Consider the following 26,302-nt stretch of genomic DNA (forward strand, 5'->3'; position numbering starts at 1 on the left):
AGCGGCCCCGGCACGGGTCCCGAAGGCCGAAAGGTACCGGAAAATGTCCTCTAATTGCCACCTTATTGGGCAGGGCTGGTGACGGGGAATTATGTAGATTTGGAACCTGAAAAATCGCTTCAAACCCTTTTTATGAAATCCATCCTTTCCTTCCTGGCCATTTTTTTCCTCTCTTCTGCCCTCGCGCAGGACCTGAAATCGCCTTCGGAGTTCCTGGGCTATGAACTGGGTACCCAGTTCACCCGCCATCACGAGGTATTCGCCTACTACCAGTATGTGGCGGCATCCCTGCCCGGCCAGGTACGCCTGGAAACGTACGGGTATACCCCGGAACGCCGGCCCCTGTTCATCGCCCTGGTTTCCGCGCCGGAACATATGCAGCAGGCAGAAGCCCTCAGGTTGAAACACCTCGAAAGCACAGATGGAAAAGGAGATGCCCGCCTGGCGGTGGTCTGGCTGAGCTACAACGTGCACGGGAACGAAAGCGTCAGCACCGAGGCTTCCATGCAAACCCTTTACGACCTGCTGACGTCAAAAAAAAGCTACCTCGAGAATACCCTTGTGATCATGGACCCCTGCATCAATCCCGATGGGCGCGAACGCTATGTAAACTGGTATTACCAGTATAAAAACACCCCTTACCAGGCAGACCCGAACAGCAAGGAGCACTGGGAAGGCTGGTGGAGCGGGCGCAGCAACCACTATATGTTCGACCTGAACCGCGACTGGGCCTGGCTCACCCAGGTGGAAAGCCGTCAGCGACTGAAAAAATACCAGGAGTGGATGCCCCACATCCACGTCGATTTCCACGAACAGGGGATGGACAACCCGTATTACTTCGCCCCGGCTGCAGAACCGTATCACGAAGTGGTTACCGGGTTCCAGCGGGAATTCCAGGATGAAATCGGCCGGAACCACGCCCGGTACTTCGACGCCAACGGCTGGCTCTATTTTACCCGTGAAGTTTTTGACCTGTTTTACCCGAGTTACGGGGATACCTACCCAACCTACAATGGGGCCATCGGCATGACCTACGAACAGGGGGGCAGCGGTAGGGCCGGCCTGGGGGTCGTGGTTGCCACGGGGGACACCCTTACCCTGAAGGACCGGATCGCACACCACCTGACCACCGGGCTCAGCACGGTGGAGGTGGCCGCCCGAAACGCAGCCCGGCTAAATGAGGAATTCAGGAAATTCTATGGGGAACCCAAAAATTTCAAATACCGGTCTTACGTGCTCACGGGCGACCGCGACAAGCAGGAAGCCCTGGCCGCCCTGCTGGATAAACACCAGGTTGCCTATGGCTGGGCTGCCCCCGCCACGGTGAAGGGATTCCATTATGGAAGCGGGCAAACCAGGTCGATCAGGGCAGACCAGGAGGCCATGGTCGTTTCCACCAACCAAAAGAAAGGGACACTGGTGAAGGTATTGTTCGAACCGGATGCCAAATTGAGCGATTCGCTCACGTACGACATCACTGCCTGGTCCCTGCCCTATGCCTATGGCCTGGATGCCCTCGCCCTGCAATCCGATATACCCGTAACCACTCCGAAGCCCCAGGACACCGCCGTGGGGTTCCGGGAAGATGCCTATGCCCACCTAACGGATTGGAACAGCATGAAGGACGCCCGATTCCTGGCCGACCTGTTGCAATCGGGCATCCGCGTAAGGCGGGCTGAACGTCCGTTTCGACTCGATGGCAGGGATTGGGCGGCCGGGACCCTGATAATTACCCGGGGCGACAACCGCAATCTGAGCAGTTTCGGCGAACAGGTCAGTTCCCTCTCCCGGAAGCACAACAAATCGCTTACCCCGGCAACCACGGGGAAGGTAGACCAGGGCAGGGATTTTGGTTCGGGATCGGTGGGCATGGTGCCCGCAGTAAAGGTGGCCCTGCTGTCAGGGGAACCTACCTCCACCCTTCGCTTTGGGGAGGTATGGCACTATTTTGAACAGCAATTGCAGTATCCGGTTACTGTACTGGATGCCGATTACTTCGATCAGGTAGACCTGGGGGATTACGATGTTCTGGTTCTTCCAGGCGGGTGGGGGTACCGGAAATTCCTCAATGAAAACCGAAAGGGTGCGCTCCGCGAATGGGTATCCTCCGGGGGGCGGCTGATCGCCATGGGGGAAGCCCTGGGCCACCTAGGGGGGGAAAAGGGCTTTTCCATTCGGGAGAAAGAAACTGAAGAACCGGGGGACGAGGCGGAACCCGAATATGCGCAAACGCGACGGGAACGGATCCGGGATGCCATTACGGGGGCCATCTTCAAAGCCGGTGTAGACCCCACCCACCCCTTGGCCTTCGGGTACGGGGACACCTACCATACCCTGAAGCTGGGGAATGCGGCCTATGAGCTGCCGGGTGGAAATACGGTGGCGGTCCTGGACAAACTTCCCAGGCCCGTTGCCGGGTTTGCCGGGAGCAAGGCAGTAAAAAACCTGCCGGGGAGCCTGGTTTTCGGTATGGAATCAGTAGGCAGGGGCCAGGTGGTCTACCTGGCCGACAACCCCCTGTTCCGGGGCTTCTGGGAAAATGGGAAGCTCTTTTTCGCCAACGCGGTATTCATGGGGAACCCATAAAAACCAAATTCCAAATTCCAACGTCTTGGGGGCGCTGAGCCTTCCCCTGTTGGGATTTGGAATTTGGAATTACGGTCCTATAAGGCAGCAACCACATTCGGGGCGTACTGGCCGACCCCGGGCGGGTTTTCCAGCAGGACGGCATCGAGGTCGACGCCTTCGACCGGGATGATCTGCTGGCCCTGCGGATCCCATTCGATACGCCTTCCTAGTTTCCAGGAAAGGCCGGTCATATGGGCTGCAATAGCCTCTTCAAAACCTTCCTGGATCCCGCAACTCACCTGTCCGCCGTTGCGGATCACGCTGAGCCATTCGCGCATGTGCAGGAAGGTGGAATCGACCCTTTTTCCATCCACATAGGTCCACATCAGGCCCTTGTCGGCGAAATACTGGGAAGTGGCAGAAGACACCCCATCCAGGGAACTGGCTGCGGGATCATAACTGTAAATGGGGGTTTGCGGGCTCATGTCACCCGATTCAATCATCCCGGCATAGCGGGTGGAGCCGGAATCCGGCCAAATTGTGAGCCGGTTCCCCAGTTCCATGGAGGCATCGTGGCCCATCAGCATGGTCGGCCTGTTCCAGCCATTGCCCAGCGTGGCGCTGTAGGTGAAGGTCATCCCTTTTTCCTTGCCGGCCCTCTGGCTGCTCCCCGTACTGAAATCGGGGAATTCAAAATTGGCCTGCAAGACGTCAGGGACGTTTCGCCCGTCGCGGTGGGTATATATTCCCCCGGAAGCCATAACCGATTTCGGGATCCCCATTTTCAGGACACAATTCAGGCGGTCGTAATCGTGTGTAAGCAAGTCGCCTGAAAGCCCGGAACCATACGCCCACCATTTCCTCCATCGAAAGAAATGGTTCTTGTTGAAGGGGACCTCCGGGGCAGAACCGAGGAATTGCTGCCAATCGATGGTTTCGGGATTTGCCTGCGGATGGATGTCGTAATTCCAGGCCCCGTTATCGTCATTCCGGTTGGTATTGGTGGTAATCAGGGAAACATGCCCCAATACCCCTTTATCGACAATGTCCTGGGCGGTTTTAAAGCTTAGGGTCTGCCGGTGCTGGTGGCCTACCTGGAAGATGGCTTTCGAATTCCGGGCAGCTTCGCGAAGGGCATACGTTTCGGCCACGTTATGGGTCATGGGTTTTTCCACATAGACGTGCACATTATTGTTCAGCGCCTCGATAGACATGGGCGCATGCCAGTGGTCCGGGGTGGCGATGACCACCGCCTCCACCTCCCCGCTCCGAATCATGTCGGTGTGGGTGGCATAGCGTTTTACAGGGTTATCAGGGGTGCTGAAGGAACGGATGGCCAATTCGGCCTTTACGTCAAAAATATCGCAAACCCCCACTATACGGATATTCAGCGGGTCCTGGCTGCGAAAATCCTGAAGGGCTGTAAAAGGCCTGCCTTCTTTTTTGGCAAGGGCCTCTTCGGCTTCCATCGCCGCCACCCACTCATCGGTAGCGTACCCCAGGGAACGACAGAGCTGTTCCCCCCGAATGCCAAAGCCAATGATCCCTACCTTCACCGGTTCCCCGGAAATGGCGGGTACGGCACCCGGAAGCGAAGGCTGAATGTTGAGTTGTTCCAACAGGGCGCTGCGCTCCCTTTTCCGGCCTACCGCCCCGGAGGCTCCGGCCCACCATACGGCGCCAAGTACGGGGATACTTCCCAATCCCAATAAGGCTTCTCTGCGTGTCCAGCTCATAATACTTTGGTTTTAGAGGTTGCGGGTTTTTTTGAAAAAAGGCGGGAAAGCCCGAAGAGTTTTCCCGTGGGGTGGTAAAACAGGACCAGGCAGGCTACCGCCTCGATCAGGTTTTTATTGACGATCCAGTAACTGCCTTCGGTGTTGATCTGGGGCATGCCCGGCCAGGAGGGATGGGCGAGGTAGTATAGGAGCAACAGCCCCACGCCCACCAGGGCGCCAAGCCGCTCTGCCACCCCAAGGATCAGGGTAATGCCCACAAAAACCAGGGCGGCCCAGTTCAGGGTATCTACCCAGGGGATAACAGCCTCTGCCGTAAGGGCCTGAAACACCGGTTTCAGGGGCCCCTGTGCGGAAGCCAGGTACCCGAAGCTGGTCCAGTCGGGGTTATAGAGCTTAATGATCCCCTCGTAGAGGAAATGCCAGCCAATCAGGATGCGCAACAGGGCCACGCTCTGGTCGGGGCCCCATCTGTTCGAAGTTGAAGTCATATGTATTCTGGTTTGGTTCCTAAGTTTCAGTCGGAAGTAGGCACCGACCGGGGCAATCTCCCAAAACTACGCCCCTTGCAAAGCCCATCCTATGACCAATATCATCTTTTTATCCCCTGCCGCAACCCCCTACGCCCGGGCCGCAAGGGTTTTCATAGCCCCGATGAAACGGTCGAGTTCGGCCGTGGTTGTATACACATTGGGAGTGATCCGGCAGCCCTGCACGTTCGCATAATCGATGGCCACGGTAAAGATTTTGAATTCCTCCAACAAGGTCGTGGCCAGGCGGGCAGGCTTCATATGGGAAACCCCTACATTCGCAATGGCGCAACTGCGCTCCGGGGCTTCCGGGGTATTTATCACGATGTTCGGCACCCCCCTGAGGGCGTCGCTCCAGTACCGCTGCAGGAAACCAAGGCGCTCCGCTTTGCGTTCCAGGCCAATCCCCTCGAGGTAATCCATGGCATCGCCTATGGCGAGGTCGGTATGCACCGGGTGGGTCCCCGTATGGTTCAGCCGGCCGATATCCCCGGGATCGCGAGGGTAGTCTGCCAGCAGGGGCCATATTTTTGGGATATGTTCTTTGCCCACATAGAGCATGCCGGCACCCAGCGGGGCACTCAGCCATTTGTGGAGGCTCGAGCCGTAATAATCGCAGTGGAGCTCCGGAATGTTTACGGGAAACTGCCCCACGCAGTGGGCCCCGTCCACGAGCACCTCCACGCCGTGGCGGTGGGCCATATCGCAGATCTTGCGCACCGGGAGGATCTGCCCGGTGATATTGATCATGTGGCAGATCATCAGCAGGCGGGTCCGCGGGGTGAGCTGCTGCTCGTAAAGGGCGACCAACTCCTCGTCAGAGGCCGGGTGGTTCGGGACGGAGACCTGCCGGCACACGACCCCGTACCGGTCGGAAACCTGCCTGAAATGGTCCTTCATGGCGCCGTAATCCTGCAGGGCATATACGGCTTCATCCCCTTCCTTCCAGGGGTAGCCGCCGATGATCATATCCAGTGACTCTGTAGTATTGCGGGTAATCACCACGGTATCCTCCGGGCAGACGAGCATGCCCGCAAGGCGGGCGGCCACCCTTTTCTTGTTTTCCCACTGTACCGTCCGCATATAGTAGGCCCCCTCGTAATTGACCTGGCGGACATGTTCGGTAAACTGCTCCATAACCGGGATCGGGATAATGTTATAGTATCCGTTTTCGAGGTTGATGTAATCGGGTTTCAGTGCATAATCGGCCCTGATCCGGCTCCAGAAATCCTCCCCTGAGCCCTTCGGATATGGCATTCGAGCTTTTGCAGGGGTGCCGGGTTCCCAGGCCGATGCCACCCAGGGGGCGGCAAGGGCCGCATAGCCCAGGTGCCGGATAAAATCCCTTTTTTTCATAACTATGGCGTAATTGCCCCTCCAATATAAAAAATTACCGCCTATTGGGGTACATCCTTTATCTTTACGTTGGAACCTAAATCCGGAGCAAAATGGAAAAAATGAAGGTGGAAACCCTTGTTTATTACAGTAAGGCCTTCGCGAAAAGGGATCACATTGCAGCCGATTCCAAAAAGGACATTCAGGAACTCCTGGACCGCTATGCCTCAGAGGGGTACCGCCTGGCAAGTACCAACAGTGCAGGGTTCGGCTATGCGATGTATGTCTTTTTGTATTTTGAAAAAGTGGGCGGCTAACCCCGATGGGGGTTGATTTTACGGCCCTCCTCCTGTGAGATTGCCCTCCCGGGAATACAGGGCGGGATGAATAAATGGAGTTAACTTTAATTGCTATGAAAAAAACGCGTTTGTTTCTGGCCTGCGTCGCCCTGATATGCTGCGGGGTGCAGGCAGCCCTGGCACAGGAAAGCCCAGGGGGGCCGCCTGCGGCATTCAGGCAGTACCAGGGGGAGGTCACCGATGCCGATTCGGGTGACCCCCTGGTCTTTGCCACCATTGTTCTTGAAAACCAAAACATCAGTACGGTCACCAATTCCGAGGGACGCTTCCTGTTAAAGGTGCCGGAAGGGATCCGGGAGGGAAACCTGCTGGTCTCCTACCTGGGCTATACCCTCAGGACCATCCCCCTGGAACAGCTCCGACCCGAAGGCAACCGCATTGCCCTCCGGGTTTCGGTTACCCCCCTCCCCGAGGTGGACGTGGTGGTGCCCAGGGATGCCCGGTCCCTGGTTCAGGAAACCCTGCGTCGGAAGGGTGAAAACTATATGCAGGAACCCATGGAGATGACTGCATTCTACCGTGAAACCATAAAGAAGCGACGGAAAAACGCCTCCCTGGCCGAGGCGGTGGTAACCCTGTACAAGGCCCCTTATTCCGGGCCCAGGAAGGATGCCGCCACCCTTTACAAGGCAAGGAAAAGCACCGATTACTCCAGGCTCGACACCGTGGCCCTGAAACTGCAGGGAGGGCCCTACAATGCCCTGTACGTGGACCTTATGAAGTATCCCGATTTTATCTTTTCCCCGGAATACATGGAAGACTACGATTTCTTTTTTGAACGAAACACCCGTATCGGCGGCCGTCTGATCTTTGTGATCGGGTTTCGCCAGAAACCTGAGGTCACGGAGCCCCTGTATACCGGACAGCTCTTTATCGATGGGGAAAACAAGGTCCTGACCAGCGCCATTTTTTCCCTGAACATTACCGACAGGAACCTGGCCAGCAGGATGTTCGTAAGGAAGAAACCCGCCAATGCCAGCGTTTACCCCACGGCGGTAGCCTACCGGGTAGACTACCGGGAAAAGGATGGGAAGTGGTTTTACAGCTATAGCAATGCCATGCTCGAGTTCAAGGTAGATTGGGACAAGCGACTGTTCAATTCCGTGTACAGCATCACTTCTGAAATGGCGGTGACCGACTGGGTAGCGCATTCCGGGGAGCGCGGGACGCAAACAGGGGAACGGATCCGGTCCTCGATAATCCTTAGCGATGCTGCAGACGGCTTTTCCGACCCGGACTTCTGGGGAGCTTATAACATCATAGAACCTGAGAAATCGATTGAAGCAGCCATCCGAAAAATCCAGCGCCAGTTGAGGCGGGAAGATCGCGAATAGGGAAATCCGTCCCGGGACCCGGCAAAATATAGGGGCCTGAGGCAAGGCTCGATATATATCAACAATTGTTAATAACCAAAGTTGGCAACCTGTGCATTTCTTTTTTCGCAAAGATTTGGATATCAGGGGTTCAGATAGTACTTTAGGGATGTAATTAAGTAGGTATCCCCGTCCAGGGACATATTGAAAGATTACTGCGAAGTTGACGTTCTTTGCATTGCGGTTTACTCGGTTCAAAAGGGCGATACACGTATTGTCCGAAGAAGCGAAGAGCCTTGTCCGGGGGCGGGAGCTGCCGGAGGTGGTGGGACCTTTTGCAGGTTTGATGAAGACCCAGGTCTTCTGAATCCTTCCAATAGGGCCAGGCTGCAAAAAGAGTCAGGAGAAAAACGCAGGTGGGTTCATCCCTGCAGCGTTGGAAGCCTGCTCAAATGTCAGAATAACCAGGCGGGAAGCAACCACGGGTTGCAGAACCTGGCTTATGCCGGGGGAAGATACTGCAGGTTATTCCAGGAAAGCCATATCACTGTACTTGTTACATCGATATGGCTTTCTCATTTCCCGGGGGTACCTCCCGGCTATTCCCGCAAAAGGCTGCACCGGCCAAAGGGTATTCCCGGACCCGTTGAAAACCCTATATTTGCCCCGCTTAACCCCTAACCTACCCCATGGCGAAAATACGCTATACCAAAACAGACGAGGCCCCGGCCCTGGCAACCATTTCCTTTCTGCCCATTGTAAGGGCTTTTACCCGCCCGGCCGGGATAGAGATTGAAACCAGGGACATTTCCCTTGCAGGGAGGATTCTGGCGGCCTTCCCCGAACGCCTGAGCCCGCAGCAGCAGGTGGCCGACGACCTTGAGTTCCTCGGGGAACTCGCCAGGAAGCCGGAAGCCAATATCATCAAACTCCCCAATATCAGTGCTTCCATTCCCCAGTTGAAAGAAGCCGTTGCCGAACTGCAGGCCAAAGGATATCCCCTCCCTGAGTATCCGGATGAACCGGGTAGCCCTGAGGAGCAGGAAACCAGAGGGCGATATGACCGGATCAAGGGCAGCGCTGTAAACCCTGTACTCCGGGAGGGGAACTCAGACCGCAGGGCCCCCCGGGCCGTGAAAAACTTTGCCCGCAAGCACCCGCATTCCATGGGTGCCTGGAGCCCCGATTCCAAAACCCACGTAGCCACAATGGGCACAGGTGATTTCCGGGCGAACGAAAAATCCCTTACTGTAGACCGGGCCCGCTCCCTGCGCATCCAGTGGCGTGACGGGCAGGGCAACACCCGGGTCCTGAAAAACGAAGTCAGGGTACTGGAAGGGGAGATCATCGATGCCAGTGTCATGGAAAAAAAAGCCCTGCTGACCTTCCTGCAGGAACAAATCCGGGAGGCCCGCAGTCAGGGGATACTTTTTTCCGTGCACCTGAAGGCTACCATGATGAAGGTTTCCGACCCGATTATCTTCGGCTACCTGATGCGAACGTATTTCCACAAGGTTTTTGAACGCTACGGGGACGTGCTGGAAGCCATAGGGGTGAACCCGAACAACGGGCTGGAAAGCCTCCTGGAGCGCCTGGGGGAATTGCCTCCCAACCAGGCCGCAGAAATCCGCAAAGCGGTGGAACAGGCCATGGAAGATGGCCCTTCCCTTGCCATGGTAAACTCCGACAAAGGCATCACCAACCTCCATGTCCCGAGCGACGTCATTGTTGACGCCTCCATGCCCGCCATGATCCGGAACTCGGGCAAGATGTGGAATGCAGCGGGCCAGCCCGAGGATACCCTGGCCGTGATTCCCGATAGCAGCTATGCAGGCATTTACCGGGCTACTATTGATTTCTGCAAGGAGTTTGGGGCCCTGGACCCCCGTACCATGGGCACGGTTCCCAATGTTGGGTTGATGGCCCAAAAGGCCGAAGAATACGGCTCCCACGATAAAACCTTTGAAATTGAAGCCCCCGGGGAAGTCGAGGTGATCGATAACGAAAACGGGGAGGTACTGCTGGGGCATCAGGTGGCCCGGGGAGATATCTGGCGGATGTGCCAGGTAAAGGACCAGGCCATAAGCAACTGGGTATCCCTGGCGGTCAGCAGGGCAGGGGAATCCGGGATGCCGGCGGTTTTCTGGCTCGACAGCGAGCGCGCCCACGACCGCGAACTGATCAAAAAACTGGATGCCTATCTGCCCAAAGCCACCCGGAAGGAACTCGATATCCGGATCCTGTCGCCGGAAAAAGCCACCTGGTATACCCTGGAGCGGCTCCGCGAAGGAAAGGATACCCTTTCCGTGACCGGGAACGTACTCCGCGATTACCTGACGGACCTTTTCCCTATCCTGGAAGTCGGGACCAGTGCAAAAATGCTTTCCATCGTGCCCCTGATGAACGGGGGAGGCCTCTTTGAAACAGGGGCAGGGGGATCTGCCCCCAAACACGTAGAGCAATTCCTGGAAGAAGGACACCTGCGCTGGGATTCCCTGGGGGAATACCTGGCCCTGGCCGTATCGCTCGACCATTATGGTCGGACCAACAATAGTGAACGGGCGCGGATACTGGGCGACGCCCTGGACGCGGCCACGGAAAAATTCCTGGAGGAAAACAAATCCCCTTCCCGCAAAGTCGGGGAAATCGATACCCGCGGGAGCCACTTTTTCCTTGCCTGCTATTGGGCGGAAGCCCTGGCCAGGCAATCCGGGGATGATGAGCTGCGGGAAATCTTTAGGCAGGTGTCCGAAGAACTGGCTTCAGCCACAGGGACCATAACGCAGGAGTTATTGCAGGCCCAGGGTTCCCCCCAGGACCTTGGGGGCTACTATTTGCCCGACCCGGCCAGGGCTGAGGCAGCCCTCAGGCCCAGCCCCACCTTCAACCAAATCCTCGGGAAACTGGGGTAATCGCCATACGGGGAATTCGGGAATACCGCTTAGGAATGACCCCAAAGGTTTGCTGCTGGAAATTTCTGCCTATTTTTGAACAAAAAATTGCATGAAACCATTCCCGGGGATCTCCCTGAGTATTTTCCTGTTTTTTTCTGCCTTCACGGTTTTCCCGCAGGCCCGCTATACCCTGAGCGGGACCATTACGGAAGCCAACAGCAACGAAACCCTGATCGGAGTCAGCATCCTGGTCCCCGAACTCCGGGCCGGCGCGGTTACCAACGAGTACGGGTTTTATTCCCTTTCACTTCCCGAAGGTACCTATGAAGTGGTCATTAGCTACCTGGGCTACCGCGATATCCGGAAAACGGTATCCTTCGACAGCAACCAGCGCCTGGACCTGCAGCTGCAGGAGGAAGCCGAGGAACTTGAAGAAGTGGTCCTTACCGGGGATGTGGAACGACTCGATATCCGAAAACCGCAGATGAGCGTGTCTTCCCTTTCGGTGCAAACCATCAAGAGCATCCCCGTGGTGTTGGGGGAAGCGGACGTGATCAAATCCATCATCCTGTTGCCGGGGGTGACGAACGCCGGGGAGGCCTCCTCTGGCTTCAATGTCAGGGGAGGGTCCGTGGACCAGAACCTCATCCTGCTCGACGAGGCCATCATCTTTAACTCCTCCCACCTGTTCGGTTTTTTCTCCGTTTTTAACCCGGACGCCATCAAAGACATCAAACTCTTCAAAGGGGGCATCCCCGCCCGCTACGGGGGCCGGGTATCCTCCGTGCTGGAAATTTTCCAGAAGGAAGGGAACAGCAAAGAGTTCCACATGAGCGGGGGTATCGGGGCAGTAGCCAGCCGGTTGCTGGCCGAAGGGCCCATTGTAAAGGATAAAGCGGCCTTCCTGATCGGCGGCAGGGCCTCTTACGCCCACCTGTTCCTCCCGTTGCTGGACCTGGACAACCGCGCATATTTCTACGACCTGAACACCAAGCTGAACTACCGGATAAACGACCGCAACAACCTCTACCTCTCGGGCTACTTTGGGCGCGACCTGTTCAGCATCAATGACCTGTTTGTGAACATCTACGGGAATTCGGTCTTCAATTTCCGCTGGAACCACCTGTTCTCCGACAAGCTCTTTTCTAACCTCTCCCTGATCTATTCCGACTACTATTACGGGCTGGAACTCGATTTTGTGGGCTTTGAATGGGATTCGGGCATACAGAATTTCAACGTGAAATACGACCTGAAGCACTATGTCAACGACCGCTTACAGGTGAACTACGGCCTCAACAGCATTTACTATGTCTTCAACCCGGGAAAAATTATCCCGAACAGCGAGGATTCGGGCATCGTAGAGGAGCAGCTGACCAAAAAATACGCGAACGAAAATGCCGTATATGTAGATGTTTCCCATGAGATCACCGACCGTCTCAGCCTGGGCTACGGCCTGAGGGTGAGCCATTTCAACCGGCTGGGACAGGACGAATTCTTTGTCTATGAAAACGACAACCCGGTAGATTTCAACCCGTTCAGCCTGGTGTACCAGGAGGCCACCCCAATCGACACCCTGAGCCCCGGAAGGGGTAAGTCCCTGAAAACCTTCCTGAACCTGGAACCCCGGGCCTCCCTGTCGTATACCCTGAATGACCAGAGCTCGGTAAAGGCCAGTTTCACGCGTATGGCCCAGTACCTGCACCTGCTTTCCAATACGGCCTCCCCTACCCCCCTGGACGTGTGGACCCCCAGCGGGCCCTTTGTGAAACCCCAGCTGCTGAACCAGTACGCCCTGGGGTATTTCAGGAATTCGGCCTCCGGGGAGTACAGCCTGGAAACGGAGGTATTCTACAAACAGGTTGACAACCGGATCGACTACATAGACGGCGCCAACCTGATCGCAAACAATGCCATCGAGCGGGTGATCCTGAACGGGGAGGCAAGGGCTTACGGATGGGAGCTGTTGCTTCGCAAGAACACCGGTGCCTTTACGGGCTGGATGGCGTATACGCTGTCAAAATCCGAACAACGCACCCCTGGCCGTGACCTTGACCTCAACAACGGCCGATCGGGGCTGGAAACAGGCATCAATTTCGGGGAATGGTACAATACCCCCTTTGACAAAACCCACGACCTGACGCTTTTTGGAAACTACGCCCTGAATGACCGGTGGAGTTTCAATGCGAATTTCACCTACCAGACCGGCCAGCCGACCAACTACCCCGTGGGGCAATTTGAATTCGAGGGGCTGGTGGTGCCCTTTTACGGGCTTCGCAACCAGGAACGGCTGCCGGATTACCACCGGCTCGACCTCTCCGCCACCCTCAGGCCTCGTCGGGCAGAAACCCGGAAAGTGAAGGGCGAATGGGTGTTTAGCATATACAACGTTTACAACCGGATGAATGCTGCGGCAATCAACTTCCGTCAGAACCAGGATACCGGGAGGAATGAGGCGGTGCGCACGTCAATTTTCGGGATTGTACCCTCCGTAACCTATAACTTCAAATTCTGAGCAGATGAAAAAATGGCTTGTGATTTTTGGGTTGGGAAGCCTGGGTTTGCTGGCTTGCGAAGAGGTTATCGAGGTGGAAACCCCCGTGGAGGATCCCCGCCTGGTGGTAGATGCCCTGTTGCGGGTAGACACTACCCAGACCTATGTGCCGGTGGAAATAAAACTCTCGCAGACGGCCGGGTTTTTCGGGGAAATCGAGCCGGTAACCGATGTGGACGAAATCGTCATTATTGTGCAGGAACTGGACAATGGGGTGCCCTCCGGCTCAACCTTCACCCGCAGCCTGGCCCAGGTGGACCCCGGGAGCGGGGTCTATGTCCCCGACCCGAATTTTGACCAGGACCAGCGGCTGCCCGTTTCCGTCCTGGTGGAAAACGAAGTGATGCTCACCCTGGTGATCACCTGGCGGGGCCGGCGCTACGCCGCCCAGACGCAGTATGTCCCCTCCGTGCCCATCGATGCCCTCGGGCTGGGCGACGGCACCCTTTTCGGTGAAGACGAAACGGAGCTTACCGTGCGCTTTACCGACGACCCGACCCGTGACAACTTTTATGTGTTCGATTTCGGGTTCGGGAATTTCCTCGCCTCCGAAGACACTTTCTACAAAGGACAATCTTTTGAATTTTCGTATTTCTACGACCAGGCGTTTGCCCCGGGGACGACACTGGAAGTAGCGATCCTGGGGGCCGACCGCACGTTCTTCAACTACATGGACCTGCTTGTGGAACAGGCCGAAGGGCCCCAGGGGCCTTTCCAAACCCCCGTGGCGACGGTGCGGGGGAATGTTTTTGACGTGACCGGGATCGACAACCTGAACAATTTCGACAACGCGGGCACCCCGGAGGTTTTTCCGCTGGGGTATTTTGCGGTGGTGCAGGAATTCCGCGATCAGATCACCATTGAGTAGAAGGATGGGGGGGTGCAGGAAAATAGGCATTTTGCTTTCTCTCGCGCTGCTTTTGGGGTGTGAGGAAGTTATAGAGGTGGACGTGCCCGGGGAAGCCACCTCAAGGCTCATTGTGGATGGCCTGATCCGGGTGGACGCGCAGCAGCCGTTCGTGCCCGTGCGCATCGCCCTTTCCGAAACGAATGGCTTTTTTGAAGAGCTCCCGGTTGCGCAGGCCGAGAATATCCTGATCACCGTCTCGCGGTTTGACCCCGAGGGCAACCTGATCGAAACCCTTACCTCCTCCCTGGCTGAGGAAGCCCCCGGGACGGGGGTCTACATCCCGGACCCGGATGCTACTTTCGACCAGCGGATCCCCACTGTTTTCCTCAACGAAAACGTCCGGTTCACCCTGCAAATCCGCCACCGCGGGCGGCAGTACCTGGCTGAGGCCTGGTATCAGCCCGTCGTGCCCATAGATTTCCTGCTCCAGGGTCGGGCCACCTTGTTTGAAGGGGACGAAACCGAAGTGATCGTGGCCTTTACCGACCCACCCGGCAAGGCCCACTACTACCTCTTCGATTTCGGCCGGGGGGAATACCTGGTAACCGAAGACACTTTTTACCAGGGGCAATTTTTTCAGTTCTCCTATTTCTACGAAGACCCCATTGACCCGGGTACCGAACTGGATATCAGCATTATGGGGGCCGATTTCACCTTCTATAACTATATGGACCTGCTCATCGAACAAAGCAGCGGCCAGCAGGGGCCATTCCAGACGCCGGCGGCCACCGTAAGGGGAAATGTTATCGACGTCACCGGCCTGGACAACCAGGAGCGATTTGACAACGCAGACCGGGCCGGGGTATTCCCCCTGGGCTATTTTGCAGTGGTGCAGGAAGAGCGAAGGACCCTGGTTATCGAGTAAGGCTTCCGCCGGGGAGGCTCGAGAAAAATTCAGAAACGGTTCGGGAGGTCAGCGCTTCCGCATGTTCCATGTTATAGGCCAGGCCTCTGTCGGGGTCAGCCACTTCAATGACGGCGCGAAAACCAGCGTCTTTAACTTCCAGGGCCGTAAGGTCGCACTTCCCGCAAACGGCAAGCACCGGCACCCCATGGCGATTGGCCAGCCCAACCACGGCCTGTAGCAACTTCCCGTGAAGGGTTTGCCGGTCAAGCCGTCCTTCCCCCGTGCATATGAAATCCACCTTATGGCCCTCCAAATAGGCCTCCACCCCACTGATTTCCAGAACATAGTGGGCCCCGCTGACAAACCGTGCCCCCAAAAAGGCGCAAAGGCCGAAGGCTGCCCCCCCGGCTGCGCCTGATCCGGGTACCTGGCAGCCTCCTTTGCCGAGCTGTTCCTGCACCAGGCGTTCGAGGTGTCGGAGGCCCTGGTCGAGCAGGGGTACCTGGCCCGGCCGGGCCCCTTTCTGGGGGGCATAGGTGAACGCGGCCCCGTCGGGCCCATGGAGGGGATTGGATACGTCGTTTACCGCCACCAGGTCCACCCCCTGGAAGAAGGAAGGTCCTTCCGGGGGAACGATGCGGTGGATGTTCCCCAGGTTTTCCCCCGAAGGGTGTACCGGGTTGCCTTTCGCATCTAGGAAGCGAAACCCGAAGGCCAGGGCCAGGCCACATCCCCCGTCGTTGGTGGCACTGCCCCCAAGGCCTGCAAAAACCCGCCGCGCCCCCAGGCTGATTGCTTCCCGGATCAACTCGCCCGTGCCCAGGGTGCTGGTCTTTCCGGGGTCTCTTTCCGTTGGGTCCAGCAGGGACATCCCCGAGGCGGCTGCCAGCTCTACAAAGGCCTCACGGGTATCCCGGTCCCACAGGAAGGCGGCCCGGACCGGCCGTCCGAGGGGGTCCGCCACCAGGGCTTCCATGTACTCTGCCCTTGGACGGGCTGCCCGTACGGCCTCGAGGAACCCATCCCCCCCATCCGAAGCCGGAAAATTCATGAATTCAGCCCCGGGAATAACTGACCGCACCCCCTTTTCAATGGCAAGGGTGACTTCGGCTGCCGTCAGGGAGCCTTTGAACTTATCCGGGATCAATACCATTCGCATACGCGGGATTCAGAGTCGGAATTACCGGGGTTTCGGCCCAAAATACAGCAATTCTTGCTATTTTTGACCCCAAAGTCCCTGAAACGTGCCAACAGACAAAACCTTGCTGCTCAAAGGCGTCAAACGCCTGGCCTATACCCTGGCCCTGATGTTTTCGGGCCCGATCGTGCTGTACCAGGCCTTCAAAAACCAGGACCATCCCTGGTACCTGCCGGTTCTTGTGGTTGGGGGCCTCCTTGCCCTTGGCGCCATTGCCATGGGGTTTTACAGCATAAAAACCCTGGTGGACGCCCTGTTCGGGGGCAGAAAATAAACGGCAACCGCCCGGCGCAAATGGTTGTCTGCAATGCCCGGAGGTATTATCTTTGCGCCCTTACACGCACACCATGATAAACATTACGCTGCCCGACGGGAAAGTGGTCCGGTACGCCCCGGGGGTCACCCCGATGGAAGTCGCCCGGGACATAAGTGAAGGCCTGGCCAGGAATGTCATTTCTGCCCGATTCAACAACCGGAAGGTGGAAAGCCAGACCCCCCTTGAGGAAGATGGGGACCTGGTCCTGTACACCTGGCAGGATGACGAGGGCAAAAAAGCCTTCTGGCACTCTTCCTCCCACGTCCTGGCCCAGGCCCTGGAGGAATTGTATCCCGGGATCAAACTGACCATCGGGCCGGCTATTGACTCCGGGTTTTACTACGATGTTGATTTCATGGAGCATACCATTTCCGAGAAGGATTTCCCGGCCATAGAAAAGAGGGCCCTGGAAATCGCCAGGGGAAAACACGATTTTGTGATGCGTGAAGTCTCCAAGGCCGATGCGCTGGCCTATTACGGGAATCAGGGCAACGAATACAAGCTGGAGCTCATCGAAAACCTGCAGGACGGGGACATTACCTTCTGCGACCACGACACCTTCACCGACCTCTGCCGGGGCGGGCACATCCCCAATACAGGCCTGATCAGGGCCTTTAAGATCCTCAACGTGGCCGGGGCCTACTGGAGGGGCGATGAGAACAGGCCGCAACTGACCCGGGTCTATGGTATTTCGTTCCCCAAACAAAAAGACCTTACAGAATACCTCGAATTACTGGAAGAGGCCAAAAAGCGAGACCACCGCAAGCTCGGGAAGGAACTGGAGCTCTTCACCTTTTCCGCCCGGGTCGGCCAGGGGTTGCCCCTGTGGCTTCCCAAAGGGGCCGCGCTGCGCGAACGCCTGGAGCAATTCCTCAAGAAGGCCCAGCGCAAGGCGGGGTACGAGATGGTGGTATCGCCCCATATCGGCCAAAAAGAGCTCTATGTGACCTCAGGGCACTATGCCAAATACGGGGAAGACAGTTTCCAGCCCATCCACACGCCGAAGGAAGACGAGGAATTCCTGCTCAAGCCGATGAACTGTCCGCACCACTGCGAGATCTACAGGGCCAGGCCGTTCAGCTACCGCGAACTACCCAAACGCTATGCCGAATTCGGGACCGTGTACCGCTACGAACAAAGCGGCGAATTGCACGGGTTGACCAGGGTCCGGGGCTTTACCCAGGACGATGCCCATATCTTCTGTACCCCGGAGCAACTCGACCAGGAGTTCAAGGACGTCATAGACCTGTCTCTTTATGTGCTGACCTCCCTGGGCTTCGACCAGTTTACCGCCCAGGTATCGGTGCGCGACCCGGAAACCCCGGAAAAATATATCGGTACAGCTGAAAACTGGGAACGGGCGGAGGCTGCGATTATCGGGGCAGCCAGGGAAAAAGGCCTCGATTTTGCCATCGTCCCGGGGGAGGCGGCCTTCTACGGACCAAAACTGGATTTCATGGTGAAGGACGCCCTGGGCAGGCAATGGCAACTGGGTACCATCCAGGTCGATTACAACCTGCCGGAACGGTTCGACCTGACTTATAAGGGAAGTGACAATGAACTCCACCGCCCCGTGATGATCCACAGGGCCCCTTTCGGCAGCATGGAGCGGTTTGTGGCCCTGCTGCTGGAGCATACCGGGGGTAATTTTCCGCTCTGGCTGACCCCTCAGCAGGCTATCGTACTGCCTGTGAGCGAGAAACACGAAAATTATGCGCAAAAAGTTTTAAAATCGCTGGAAAATCACGAAATTCGCGCCCTTGTAGATGCCCGCAGTGAAACGGTTGGCCGCAAAATCCGGGAGGCGGAAATCCAAAAGGTGCCGTTTATGCTGATTGTGGGCGACCAGGAGATGGAAGAGGGCACCGTTTCGGTGCGCAGGCATGGAGGCGGCGATCTGGGAACCCTTTCAGTGGACGCCTTCTCGGACTTGGTAAGCAAAGAAATAAATAGTACCTTAAAGTCGTTTAAGAGCGAAGTTTAATTAAAACCCATACGCCATAGCAATACGAAGAAAATTCAGACCCCGTCAACAGCGGGAAAATAAATTTCCCCACCGGATCAACGAAAAAATCACCTCCCCGGAGGTCCGATTGGTAGGTGATAACGTTGAAATCGGGGTTTACAGTACACAGCAAGCCCTCAGGAAGGCCGAGGAACTGGAACTTGACCTTGTGGAGATCTCCCCCAAGGCAGATCCACCGGTCTGTAAGGTGATCGATTACAAGAAATTCCTGTACGAGCAGAAGAAACGGGAAAAAGCCATGAAGGCGAAAGCCACCAAGGTGGTGGTCAAGGAAATCCGTTTCGGGCCCAATACGGACGACCACGATTACGAGTTTAAAAAGAAGCACGCAGAAAAATTCCTCAAGGAGGGGGCCAAATTAAAGGCCTATGTGTTTTTCAAGGGAAGGGCCATCGTTTACAAGGACCAGGGTGAAATTTTGCTGCTCCGCCTTGCCCGGGACCTTGAAGATTACGGAAAAGTAGAGCAGATGCCCAAATTGGAAGGCAAGCGGATGACCATGTTCATCGCGCCCAAAGCCAAGAAATAAAAACGAGAGAACGAGAGTCAATATTAATTGTTAACCAGGAAGAGATGCCTAAGATGAAGACCAAATCCAGTGCCAAGAAGCGATTCAAGCTGACCGGCACCGGTAAGATCAAGAGAAAGCACGCCTTTAAGAGCCACATCTTGACCAAGAAGTCAAACAAGCGCAAGCTTCGTCTGACCCATTCCACATTGGTCCACCCGGCCGATGAGAACAATATCATGGACCAGCTGCGCCTGAAGTAAGCAGCAGCGAGGAACAGGTACTAATGTTTAACCATGGAGCCAGGCCTGAAAGCGCCCGATAACCGGGCCGCCTGCTACAAAAAAACAACAAAAAAATGCCAAGATCAGTAAATTCAGTGGCTTCAAGAGCTCGCCGTAAGAAGGTGATGAAGCAAGCCAAAGGGTATTTCGGGAGACGGAAAAACGTCTGGACCGTTGCCAAAAACGCGGTTGAAAAGGCTATGGTATATGCCTATCGCGACCGCAGGACCAAGAAAAGGAATTTCCGTGCCCTATGGATCACCCGGATCAACGCCGGTGCCCGCCTGCACGGGATGTCCTATTCCGAATTCATGGGAAAAGTCAAGGCCAATGGAATCGAGCTGAACCGCAAGGTGCTGGCCGACCTGGCGATGAACCACCCGGAAGCCTTCAAAGCCATCGTGGAGAAGGTAAAATAAAGCCCTCGGGCTCTCGTTCTGACCCCGGTCCCGATAGCTATCGGGACCGGGGTTTTTTATTGCCCCTGCAAGGTCAGGACCAGGGTCCGTCCGCCAGCGCGGTCGCGGTGTTCGCACAGGTAGATGCCCTGCCAGGTCCCCAGGGCAAGGCGCCCACCGGTAACGGGCAGGGTAAGGGAGCTGCCCATCAGGGAGGCCTTGATATGGGCCGGCATGTCGTCAGGGCCTTCCAGGGTGTGCTGGTAATAGGGGGCGTTTTCCGGCACCAGGATCGACATATGCCTTTCGAAGTCGGCGCGGACCGTAGGGTCTGCATTTTCATTCAGGGTGAGGCTGGCGGAGGTGTGCCTGATAAATACATGGAGCAGCCCCACCCGGAGATCCGCGATCTCGGGCAGGGCTTCCTCGATGGCCGCGGTGATCAGGTGAAAACCCCTGGGAAATGGCCGGAGCCGGAGTTCGCGTTGGGTCCAGGTCATGGAAACACAAAATTTAGGTTAAACCTGCTTTGTCGGGGGGGAGAAAGCTACGGATAAAATTACCTTTGCCGCTAAATGCAACGGCCTATGGACCTTAAAGGTATTAAATTGGTGGTGACCGATATGGACGGAACCCTGCTGAATGCGCGCCACCAGGTAAGCGGTCGTTTTTTTGAACTCCAACGGGAGCTCAGCCTTCGGGGCATCCGGTTTGCCGCTGCCAGCGGGCGACAGTACCAGAGTATCGCCTGCAAGCTGCAGCCCATCCTGGACGAGGTTATCATCATTGCCGAGAACGGCGGGCTGGTTCGCCACCGCGACCGCGAACTGCTCTCCACCCCCCTGGGCAGGGAAGTGCGCGACCGGGTCCTCGAAACCCTTGCCCTGGTCCCAGGGGCACACCCCATCCTCTGCGGCAAGGACCGCGCCTACCTGCTTCCCCCTTCCGAAGCATTCCGGGCGCAACTGGAGGAGTACTATACCGAATTTGAATTCCTGGAACGCCTGGTGGGCTTTGAGGGGGAAATCATGAAGGTGGCCGTATACCACTTTGAAAGCGCCGAATCGTTCCTTTACCCTGCTGTGAAACCTTTTGAAGGGCAACTGAAGGTAAAGGTTTCCGGGGCGCACTGGGTAGACCTGTCTGACCCCCTGGCCCATAAAGGCCATGCCCTGGAACTGGTACAGCAGTATCTGGGAATTACCCCCGGGCAGACCCTGGCCTTCGGGGACTACAACAACGACCTGGAAATGCTGGAGCGGGCCGAATTCAGCTTTGCGATGGCCAATGCCCACCCCAATGTTTTGCAAAAAGCGCGGTACCGGACCGCCAGCAATGAGGAGCAGGGGGTGGAACAGGTGCTGGAGCGGCTGTTGGGACAGCTGGGTTAGGTCTTCTGCTTTTTCTTGCGGGCCGCCGGGAAAAGGACATTGTTGAGGATTAGCCGGTAGCCCGGGGAATTGGGGTGCAATTCCAGCTCGGTTTTCGGGTCCCCGACCCGGTGCTGGTAATCTTCGGGGTCGTGCCCCCCGTAGAAGGTAAAAAAGCCCCTTCCCCTTACCCCATGGATATAGCGGGCCTCCCCATTGAGCCTGTTCTCGCCCAGCACCAACACCGTCGGCTTGATCTCCGACCGGGTAAAGGCCGTGGTTTGCCCCATGAACCCCTTGACCAGGGCGGTATGGTTCTGGCACAACATGGTGGGCACGGGGTCCCATTTGGCGGAAAAATCCATAAGGGTGAAGTAGTCGGCATCCATGGGCACATCGTCGCGCTTGTTGGTCATGTCGATCGAGGAAAATTCATAGCGCAGGGGGTTGCGTTCCAGGGTAAACCCGGTAAAGGCAAAAGATTGGCTGAAATCAAGGCGTTGCTGGTAATTGGGGTCCGAAGGATCCCCGTCGAACATGGGCTCACAAATATCGACCCCCTGGGCCGCCAGGGCGATATCGAAGCTGTCCGTGGCCGAGCACATGGCAAACATAAAGCCGCCGCCGATCACAAATTCGCTGATTTTACGGGCCACGGCGCCCTTGGCCTCGGAAACCTTGGAAAACCCGAGACGGGCGGCCAGGGCTTCGGCTTCTTTTTTCCCCTCGATATACCAGGGGGCTGCCCGGTATGCCCCGTAGAATTTCCCGTACTGCCCGGTAAAATCCTCATGGTGCAGGTGGAGCCAGTCGTAAAGGGCAAGTTTGTCGCCGAGTACCTCTTCGTCGTAGACGGTTACGTAGGGGATTTCGGCATAGGTGAGCACCATGGTAACCGCATCGTCCCAGGGCGGGTTGTCGCTGGGGGTGTACACCGCAATCCTGGGGGCTTTCTCCAGAATCACCGCCTCCTGGTTCTGGGAAGGGCTGGCGATCAGGTCCAGGATTTCGGACGCCTGGGGGTCGCTGAGCACCTCAAAGGAAACGCCGCGGATACGGCATTCATTGCGGATCAGTTCCCCGTCGGGCAATAAAAAGGAACCGCCCCGATAATTGAGCAGCCACTGCACCTTCTGGTTTTTGCTAAGGACCCAGTACGTGATCCCATAGGCCTTCAGGTGGTTTTCCTGCCCTTCCGCATCCATGGGGATCAGGATCATGGAAGCGGATATGCGCAACAGCCCGGCAAAAAAGAGGATCAGGGACAGTAAGCGAAAACGCGGGTAAAAAAGGGCGGGGTTATTTGGGTCAAAAGGGTACATCATCATCCGGGTCGGCCTCGGGGAGGGCGTTCATGGAACTGCCAAAGGCCTGCTCCGCACTGGGAAGGTCCCTGGTGATGAACGGGTTTTCCCCCTCGGCATTCATTTTGGATTGAAACTCAAACGGAGAATCAAAGTCATCCAAATTATCAAATTTACCCAGATGCGCAACAAACTTTAACCGAATATTATCAAGCCCGCCATTCCGGTGCTTGGCCACAATGAATTCCGCCTGGCCCTGGGTGGGGGTGCGCTCCTCGTCGTCCCACTCATCGATTTTGTAGTACTCGGGCCGGTAGATAAAGGAAACGATGTCGGCATCCTGCTCAATGGCCCCGGATTCCCTGAGGTCGGAGAGGATCGGCCGCTTGCTGCCCCCCCGGGTTTCCACCGCCCGGGAAAGCTGCGAAAGGGCAATCACCGGTACGTCCAGTTCCTTGGCCAGGGCCTTCAGGTTCCGGGAGATCGTGGAGATTTCCTGTTCCCGGTTCCCACCTTTCTGACTCACCCCTGAGGTCATCAGTTGGAGGTAGTCGATGATCACCAGCTTAATGCCGTGCTGGGAGGCCAGGCGCCGGGCCTTGGCCCTGAGGTCGAAGATGGACAGGGAAGGGGTATCGTCGATGAACAGCGGAGCCTTTTCCAGGGTCTTTACCTTCACATTCAGTTGTTCCCACTCGTGCTTTTCCAGGCGGCCGGTACGCAATTTCTCGGAAGAAAGGCCCGTCTCCGACGAAATAAGCCGGGTAATCAGCTGTACGGAAGACATCTCCAGGGAAAAGAACGCCACGGGGATATTGGCATTCACGGCAATATTCCGGGCCATCGACAGGGTCAGGGCCGTTTTACCCATACCCGGGCGGGCGGCAATGATGACCAGGTCGCTGGGCTGCCACCCCGAAGTGAGCCGGTCTACCTTGTCAAAGCCGGAGGGGATGCCGCTCAGGCCTTCTTTGTTCGAGATTTCCTCAATCCGCTTTTTGGCCTGTATCACCAGGTTCTGGGCGGTCTCCGCAGACCGCTTCAGGTTGCCCTGGGTTACCTCATACAGCTTGGCTTCCGCATTGTCGAGGAGGTCGAAAACGTCCGTAGCCTCTTCATAGGCCTCCTCGATGATTTCGCTGGAGATCTTGATCAGGCTCCGCTGGATGTACTTCTGCAGGATGATGCGGGCATGGAACTCAATATGGGCCGAGGAAGCCACTTTCTGGGTGAGTTTGATCAGGTAAAAGTCCCCTCCGACCGCTTCGAGTTTGCCTTCCTGTTTGAGTTGGGCCGAAACGGTTAATAAATCGACGGGTTCGGAAGATTCGAAGAGCCTGAAGATGGCCTCGTAGATATACCGGTGGGCTTCTTTATAAAACACATCCGGATGCAGGATGTCGATAACCTCATCGACCCCCTTTTTATCGATCATCATAGCGCCAAGCACAACCTCCTCTAAATCAACAGCTTGCGGAGGTATTTTTCCCCGCTCCAACGGAATAATCTCGGCCATCCCGATTTTCCGGCCGGCTAGCGCTCTGGTTTTTTCCATAACTTCAAAAGTAGGGAATTAAGATTAAGGGAACCCCGGGAAAGCCCTCCCGATATTCACCATTCATTGACAAAAGCCCTGTTGATAAGTTACAACATTTTGTTCATAACCAAAAAAATCCGGGGCGCGGCGCCCCGGATTTCCCATAACCGTGCGAAGGTAAATGCCTTATCCCCGGAAAACCCCCATGGAGGCGTATTTCTCCATCCGCTGGGTGACCAGGTCTTTTGGTGATAACTTTTTGAGTTCCTGATAGTGCTTGTCAATCCTGTCGCTCACGATCTCGAACGTCTTTTCGCGGTTGGCGTGCGCCCCCCCGACGGGTTCGCGAACGATCTCATCGATCAGTTTCAGCTTTTTCATGTCGGAGGCTGTGAGCTTCAGGGCCTCGGCTGCCTGCTCCTTGTATTCCCAGCTGCGCCAGAGGATGGAAGAACAGGATTCCGGGGAGATCACGGAATACCAGGTATTCTCGAGCATCAGCACCCGGTCGCCCACGCCAATGCCCAGGGCTCCCCCGGAAGCACCTTCCCCGATAATCAGTACGATGATGGGCACCTTCAGGCGGGTCATTTCCAGGATATTCCGGGCAATGGCCTCGCCCTGCCCCCGCTCCTCCGCTTCGATCCCCGGGTAGGCCCCAGGGGTGTCGATCAGGGAAACCACCGGCAGGTCAAATTTCTCGGCCGACTTCATCAGCCGGAGGGCCTTCCGGTATCCTTCGGGGTTGGCCATCCCGAAATTGCGGTATTGCCGGGTTTTGGTGTTATACCCCTTTTGCTGCCCGATGAACATGTACGACTGGTCGCCGATTTTCCCCAGGCCCCCGATCATCGCCTTGTCGTCGCGCACGGTGCGGTCGCCGTGAAGTTCCAGGAAGGTTTCCCCGCAGATGGCGCGGATGTAGTCCATGGTGTAGGGCCGGCTGGGGTGGCGGGAAAGCTGGACCCGCTGCCAGGGGGTCAGGTTTTTGTAGATCTCCTTTCGGGTATCGTGGAGCTTTTTTTCAATCTGCTTGCAGGTTTCGGTGACGTCCACCTCGCTTTCTTCCCCGATCAACTGGCATTTGTCCAATTGTTCCTCCAGTTCTTTGATCGGCAGTTCAAAATCCAGGTATTCCATGGAACGGCAATTTAATGGGAGTTTGGTCTGGGCAAAGATAAACTATCCGGGAAAACCACCCACGGCCGGGATGGAATTCTGCCGAAGAATGCGATTTACCGCTTGGCCTTCTGCAGGAGGTATACCCCCAGGGCCCCGAACAACAGGTTGGGGACCACCACGGCGAGCAGGGGCGGAAACCCCGATTGTTCCGCCAGGGTCCCGAAAACCTTGTCCATGAAAATATAGATAAAGGCCACCCCGATGCCCAGGGCGAGGTTGACCCCCATCCCGCCCCTCCTTTTTATGGAGGAAACCGATACCCCGATGACCGTCAGCACAAAGGCAGTGACCGGCAGGGCCCAGCGCTTGTACGATACCATCACGTAGGTGTTTACGTTGGAGGCGCCCTTGCGCCGTTGTTCGCGAATGAAATCGTTCAGTTCGAAAAGGTTCTTGGTCTCCGCGATATACGAAACGGGGGTCAGGTCGTCGATCTGGAAGGAAAAAACGGTGTCGAGGCGCCTCAGGGTCTCCACCCGTTCGGTTTCCCCCCTCAGGGTCCGGCGGGTATAGGAAGTGAGGCGGTAAAGGCTGTCCTGGGGCACCCACCGGATATTTGCCGCACTGATCTTGAAATCCAGGGTCCCCTCTTCGGTGAAGTGCTCATAGGTAAAATTGTAGCCGATCTGCCGCTCGGGGTCAAAGCTGCTGACGTAAATATAATCCCGGTCGCCCAGCTGGTTGAAGATATTGCTGGTGACCCGGTCCTGTTTTCCCTTTTTCAGGTACTGGAACTTGAATTCGTTGTATCCCTTGCTGGCTGCCGGCACAATGAACATCCCCATCACGAACATCAGGGAGGCGATGATGGTCGCCCCCACCCAATAGGGTTTGAGGAACCTGCCAAAGGAAACCCCCGAACTGAGGATGGCCACGATCTCGGTGTTGTTGGCCATTTTGGAAGTGAAGAAAATGATGGAAAGGAACAGGAAAATCGGAAACAACAGGTGGCCGATGTAGATGGTGAAGTTCAGGTAATAGATCAGGATTTCCACCAGGGGGGCTTCGTTGTCGATCATCTTCCCGATCTGCTCGGCCAGGTTCAGCATGATCCCGATGGGGATGAACAGCATGAGCATCAACCCGAAGGTCAGCAGGTATTTCCGCAGGATGTACCGGTCGATGATGGTCAGCAT

The 26,302-nt window shown here is 56.5% G+C and carries 22 protein-coding genes; 13 read left to right on the forward strand and 9 right to left on the reverse strand.

Features of this window, described 5'->3' with window-relative positions; genetic code table 11:
• The first annotated feature begins 132 nt into the window (after window positions 1-132).
• The gene (locus tag NG653_RS03230) at window positions 133-2,586 is read left to right on the forward strand and encodes a M14 family metallopeptidase (RefSeq protein ID WP_252740230.1); all 2,454 of its coding nucleotides are present in this window, start codon (window positions 133-135) and stop codon (window positions 2,584-2,586) included.
• A gap of 77 nt (window positions 2,587-2,663) precedes the next feature.
• On the opposite strand, the gene NG653_RS03235 is transcribed toward NG653_RS03230, so the two are convergent.
• The 3 genes from NG653_RS03235 to NG653_RS03245 form a co-directional block, all read right to left on the reverse strand.
• Window positions 2,664-4,304 (reverse strand): Gfo/Idh/MocA family protein, encoded by a 1,641-nt coding sequence (locus NG653_RS03235; RefSeq protein ID WP_252740231.1) that lies wholly within the window; start codon window positions 4,302-4,304, stop codon window positions 2,664-2,666.
• Complete coding sequence (locus tag NG653_RS03240; protein ID WP_252740232.1) at window positions 4,301-4,795, reverse strand: DoxX family membrane protein; 495 nt, start codon at window positions 4,793-4,795, stop codon at window positions 4,301-4,303. Before NG653_RS03240 ends, NG653_RS03235 begins: the two co-directional genes overlap by 4 nt.
• A gap of 129 nt (window positions 4,796-4,924) precedes the next feature.
• On the reverse strand, window positions 4,925-6,190 hold the full coding sequence (locus tag NG653_RS03245) for an aminotransferase class V-fold PLP-dependent enzyme (protein WP_252740233.1): 1,266 nt from the start codon (window positions 6,188-6,190) through the stop codon (window positions 4,925-4,927).
• A gap of 92 nt (window positions 6,191-6,282) precedes the next feature.
• On the opposite strand from NG653_RS03245, the gene NG653_RS03250 reads away from it, so the two are divergent.
• The 6 genes from NG653_RS03250 (at window position 6,283) to NG653_RS03275 (ending at window position 15,061) form a co-directional block, all read left to right on the forward strand.
• Window positions 6,283-6,486 (forward strand): DUF4177 domain-containing protein, encoded by a 204-nt coding sequence (locus NG653_RS03250; protein ID WP_252740234.1) that lies wholly within the window; start codon window positions 6,283-6,285, stop codon window positions 6,484-6,486.
• Between the two features lie 95 nt (window positions 6,487-6,581).
• Window positions 6,582-7,862 carry a carboxypeptidase-like regulatory domain-containing protein gene (locus NG653_RS03255; protein ID WP_252740235.1) on the forward strand — a complete coding sequence of 427 codons (1,281 nt, stop codon included), beginning with the start codon at window positions 6,582-6,584 and terminating at the stop codon, window positions 7,860-7,862.
• Window positions 7,863-8,530: 668 nt separating this feature from the next.
• A complete protein-coding gene (locus NG653_RS03260; protein ID WP_252740236.1) occupies window positions 8,531-10,753 on the forward strand; it encodes an NADP-dependent isocitrate dehydrogenase in 2,223 nt (740 codons plus the stop codon).
• A gap of 91 nt (window positions 10,754-10,844) precedes the next feature.
• Window positions 10,845-13,247, forward strand: coding sequence for a TonB-dependent receptor (locus tag NG653_RS03265; RefSeq protein WP_252740237.1), 2,403 nt, complete (start codon window positions 10,845-10,847; stop codon window positions 13,245-13,247).
• A 4-nt stretch (window positions 13,248-13,251) separates the two neighbouring features.
• Window positions 13,252-14,154 (forward strand): DUF4249 family protein, encoded by a 903-nt coding sequence (locus tag NG653_RS03270; protein WP_252740238.1) that lies wholly within the window; start codon window positions 13,252-13,254, stop codon window positions 14,152-14,154.
• A 31-nt stretch (window positions 14,155-14,185) separates the two neighbouring features.
• Window positions 14,186-15,061 carry a DUF4249 family protein gene (locus NG653_RS03275; RefSeq protein ID WP_252740239.1) on the forward strand — a complete coding sequence of 292 codons (876 nt, stop codon included), beginning with the start codon at window positions 14,186-14,188 and terminating at the stop codon, window positions 15,059-15,061.
• Here NG653_RS03275 and NG653_RS03280 read toward each other — a convergent pair.
• Complete coding sequence (locus tag NG653_RS03280; RefSeq protein ID WP_252740240.1) at window positions 15,051-16,202, reverse strand: glycerate kinase; 1,152 nt, start codon at window positions 16,200-16,202, stop codon at window positions 15,051-15,053. The genes NG653_RS03275 and NG653_RS03280 overlap by 11 nt on opposite strands.
• 85 nt (window positions 16,203-16,287) lie before the next feature.
• Between NG653_RS03280 and NG653_RS03285 the strand changes: the two genes are divergently transcribed.
• The 5 genes from NG653_RS03285 to rplT all read left to right on the forward strand — a co-directional run bounded on the left by NG653_RS03285 (window position 16,288) and on the right by rplT (window position 19,794).
• Window positions 16,288-16,515, forward strand: coding sequence for a DUF6095 family protein (locus NG653_RS03285; RefSeq protein WP_252740241.1), 228 nt, complete (start codon window positions 16,288-16,290; stop codon window positions 16,513-16,515).
• Window positions 16,516-16,588: 73 nt separating this feature from the next.
• Window positions 16,589-18,541, forward strand: a complete 1,953-nt coding sequence (thrS, locus tag NG653_RS03290; protein ID WP_252740242.1) for a threonine--tRNA ligase — start codon at window positions 16,589-16,591, stop codon at window positions 18,539-18,541.
• Between the two features lie 76 nt (window positions 18,542-18,617).
• A complete protein-coding gene (gene infC / locus NG653_RS03295; RefSeq protein WP_252740516.1) occupies window positions 18,618-19,112 on the forward strand; it encodes a translation initiation factor IF-3 in 495 nt (164 codons plus the stop codon).
• A gap of 44 nt (window positions 19,113-19,156) precedes the next feature.
• Entirely contained in the window at window positions 19,157-19,354 is a 198-nt protein-coding gene (gene rpmI, locus NG653_RS03300; protein WP_252740243.1) for a 50S ribosomal protein L35, read from the forward strand.
• Window positions 19,355-19,449: 95 nt separating this feature from the next.
• Complete coding sequence (rplT, locus tag NG653_RS03305; RefSeq protein WP_252740244.1) at window positions 19,450-19,794, forward strand: 50S ribosomal protein L20; 345 nt, start codon at window positions 19,450-19,452, stop codon at window positions 19,792-19,794.
• 56 nt (window positions 19,795-19,850) lie between these two features.
• On the opposite strand, the gene NG653_RS03310 is transcribed toward rplT, so the two are convergent.
• Complete coding sequence (locus NG653_RS03310; protein WP_252740245.1) at window positions 19,851-20,273, reverse strand: secondary thiamine-phosphate synthase enzyme YjbQ; 423 nt, start codon at window positions 20,271-20,273, stop codon at window positions 19,851-19,853.
• An 87-nt stretch (window positions 20,274-20,360) separates the two neighbouring features.
• Here NG653_RS03310 and NG653_RS03315 point away from each other — a divergent pair, with 87 nt between their 5' ends.
• Window positions 20,361-21,164, forward strand: a complete 804-nt coding sequence (locus NG653_RS03315) for a Cof-type HAD-IIB family hydrolase (RefSeq protein WP_252740246.1) — start codon at window positions 20,361-20,363, stop codon at window positions 21,162-21,164.
• On the opposite strand, the gene NG653_RS03320 is transcribed toward NG653_RS03315, so the two are convergent.
• From NG653_RS03320 to NG653_RS03335, 4 genes are all read right to left on the reverse strand, one after another.
• Window positions 21,161-22,363 carry an asparagine synthetase B gene (locus NG653_RS03320; RefSeq protein ID WP_252740247.1) on the reverse strand — a complete coding sequence of 401 codons (1,203 nt, stop codon included), beginning with the start codon at window positions 22,361-22,363 and terminating at the stop codon, window positions 21,161-21,163. The two genes, NG653_RS03315 and NG653_RS03320, sit on opposite strands and share 4 nt — an antisense overlap.
• Before the next feature lie 88 nt (window positions 22,364-22,451).
• Entirely contained in the window at window positions 22,452-24,002 is a 1,551-nt protein-coding gene (gene dnaB, locus NG653_RS03325; RefSeq protein ID WP_252740248.1) for a replicative DNA helicase, read from the reverse strand.
• 168 nt (window positions 24,003-24,170) lie between these two features.
• Entirely contained in the window at window positions 24,171-25,124 is a 954-nt protein-coding gene (locus tag NG653_RS03330) for an acetyl-CoA carboxylase carboxyltransferase subunit alpha (RefSeq protein WP_252740249.1), read from the reverse strand.
• Between the two features lie 95 nt (window positions 25,125-25,219).
• Window positions 25,220-26,302, reverse strand: a complete 1,083-nt coding sequence (locus NG653_RS03335) for an LptF/LptG family permease (protein ID WP_252740250.1) — start codon at window positions 26,300-26,302, stop codon at window positions 25,220-25,222.

The organism is Robiginitalea marina (assembly GCF_024006985.1).
Taxonomy (GTDB): Bacteria; Bacteroidota; Bacteroidia; order Flavobacteriales; family Flavobacteriaceae; genus Robiginitalea; species Robiginitalea marina.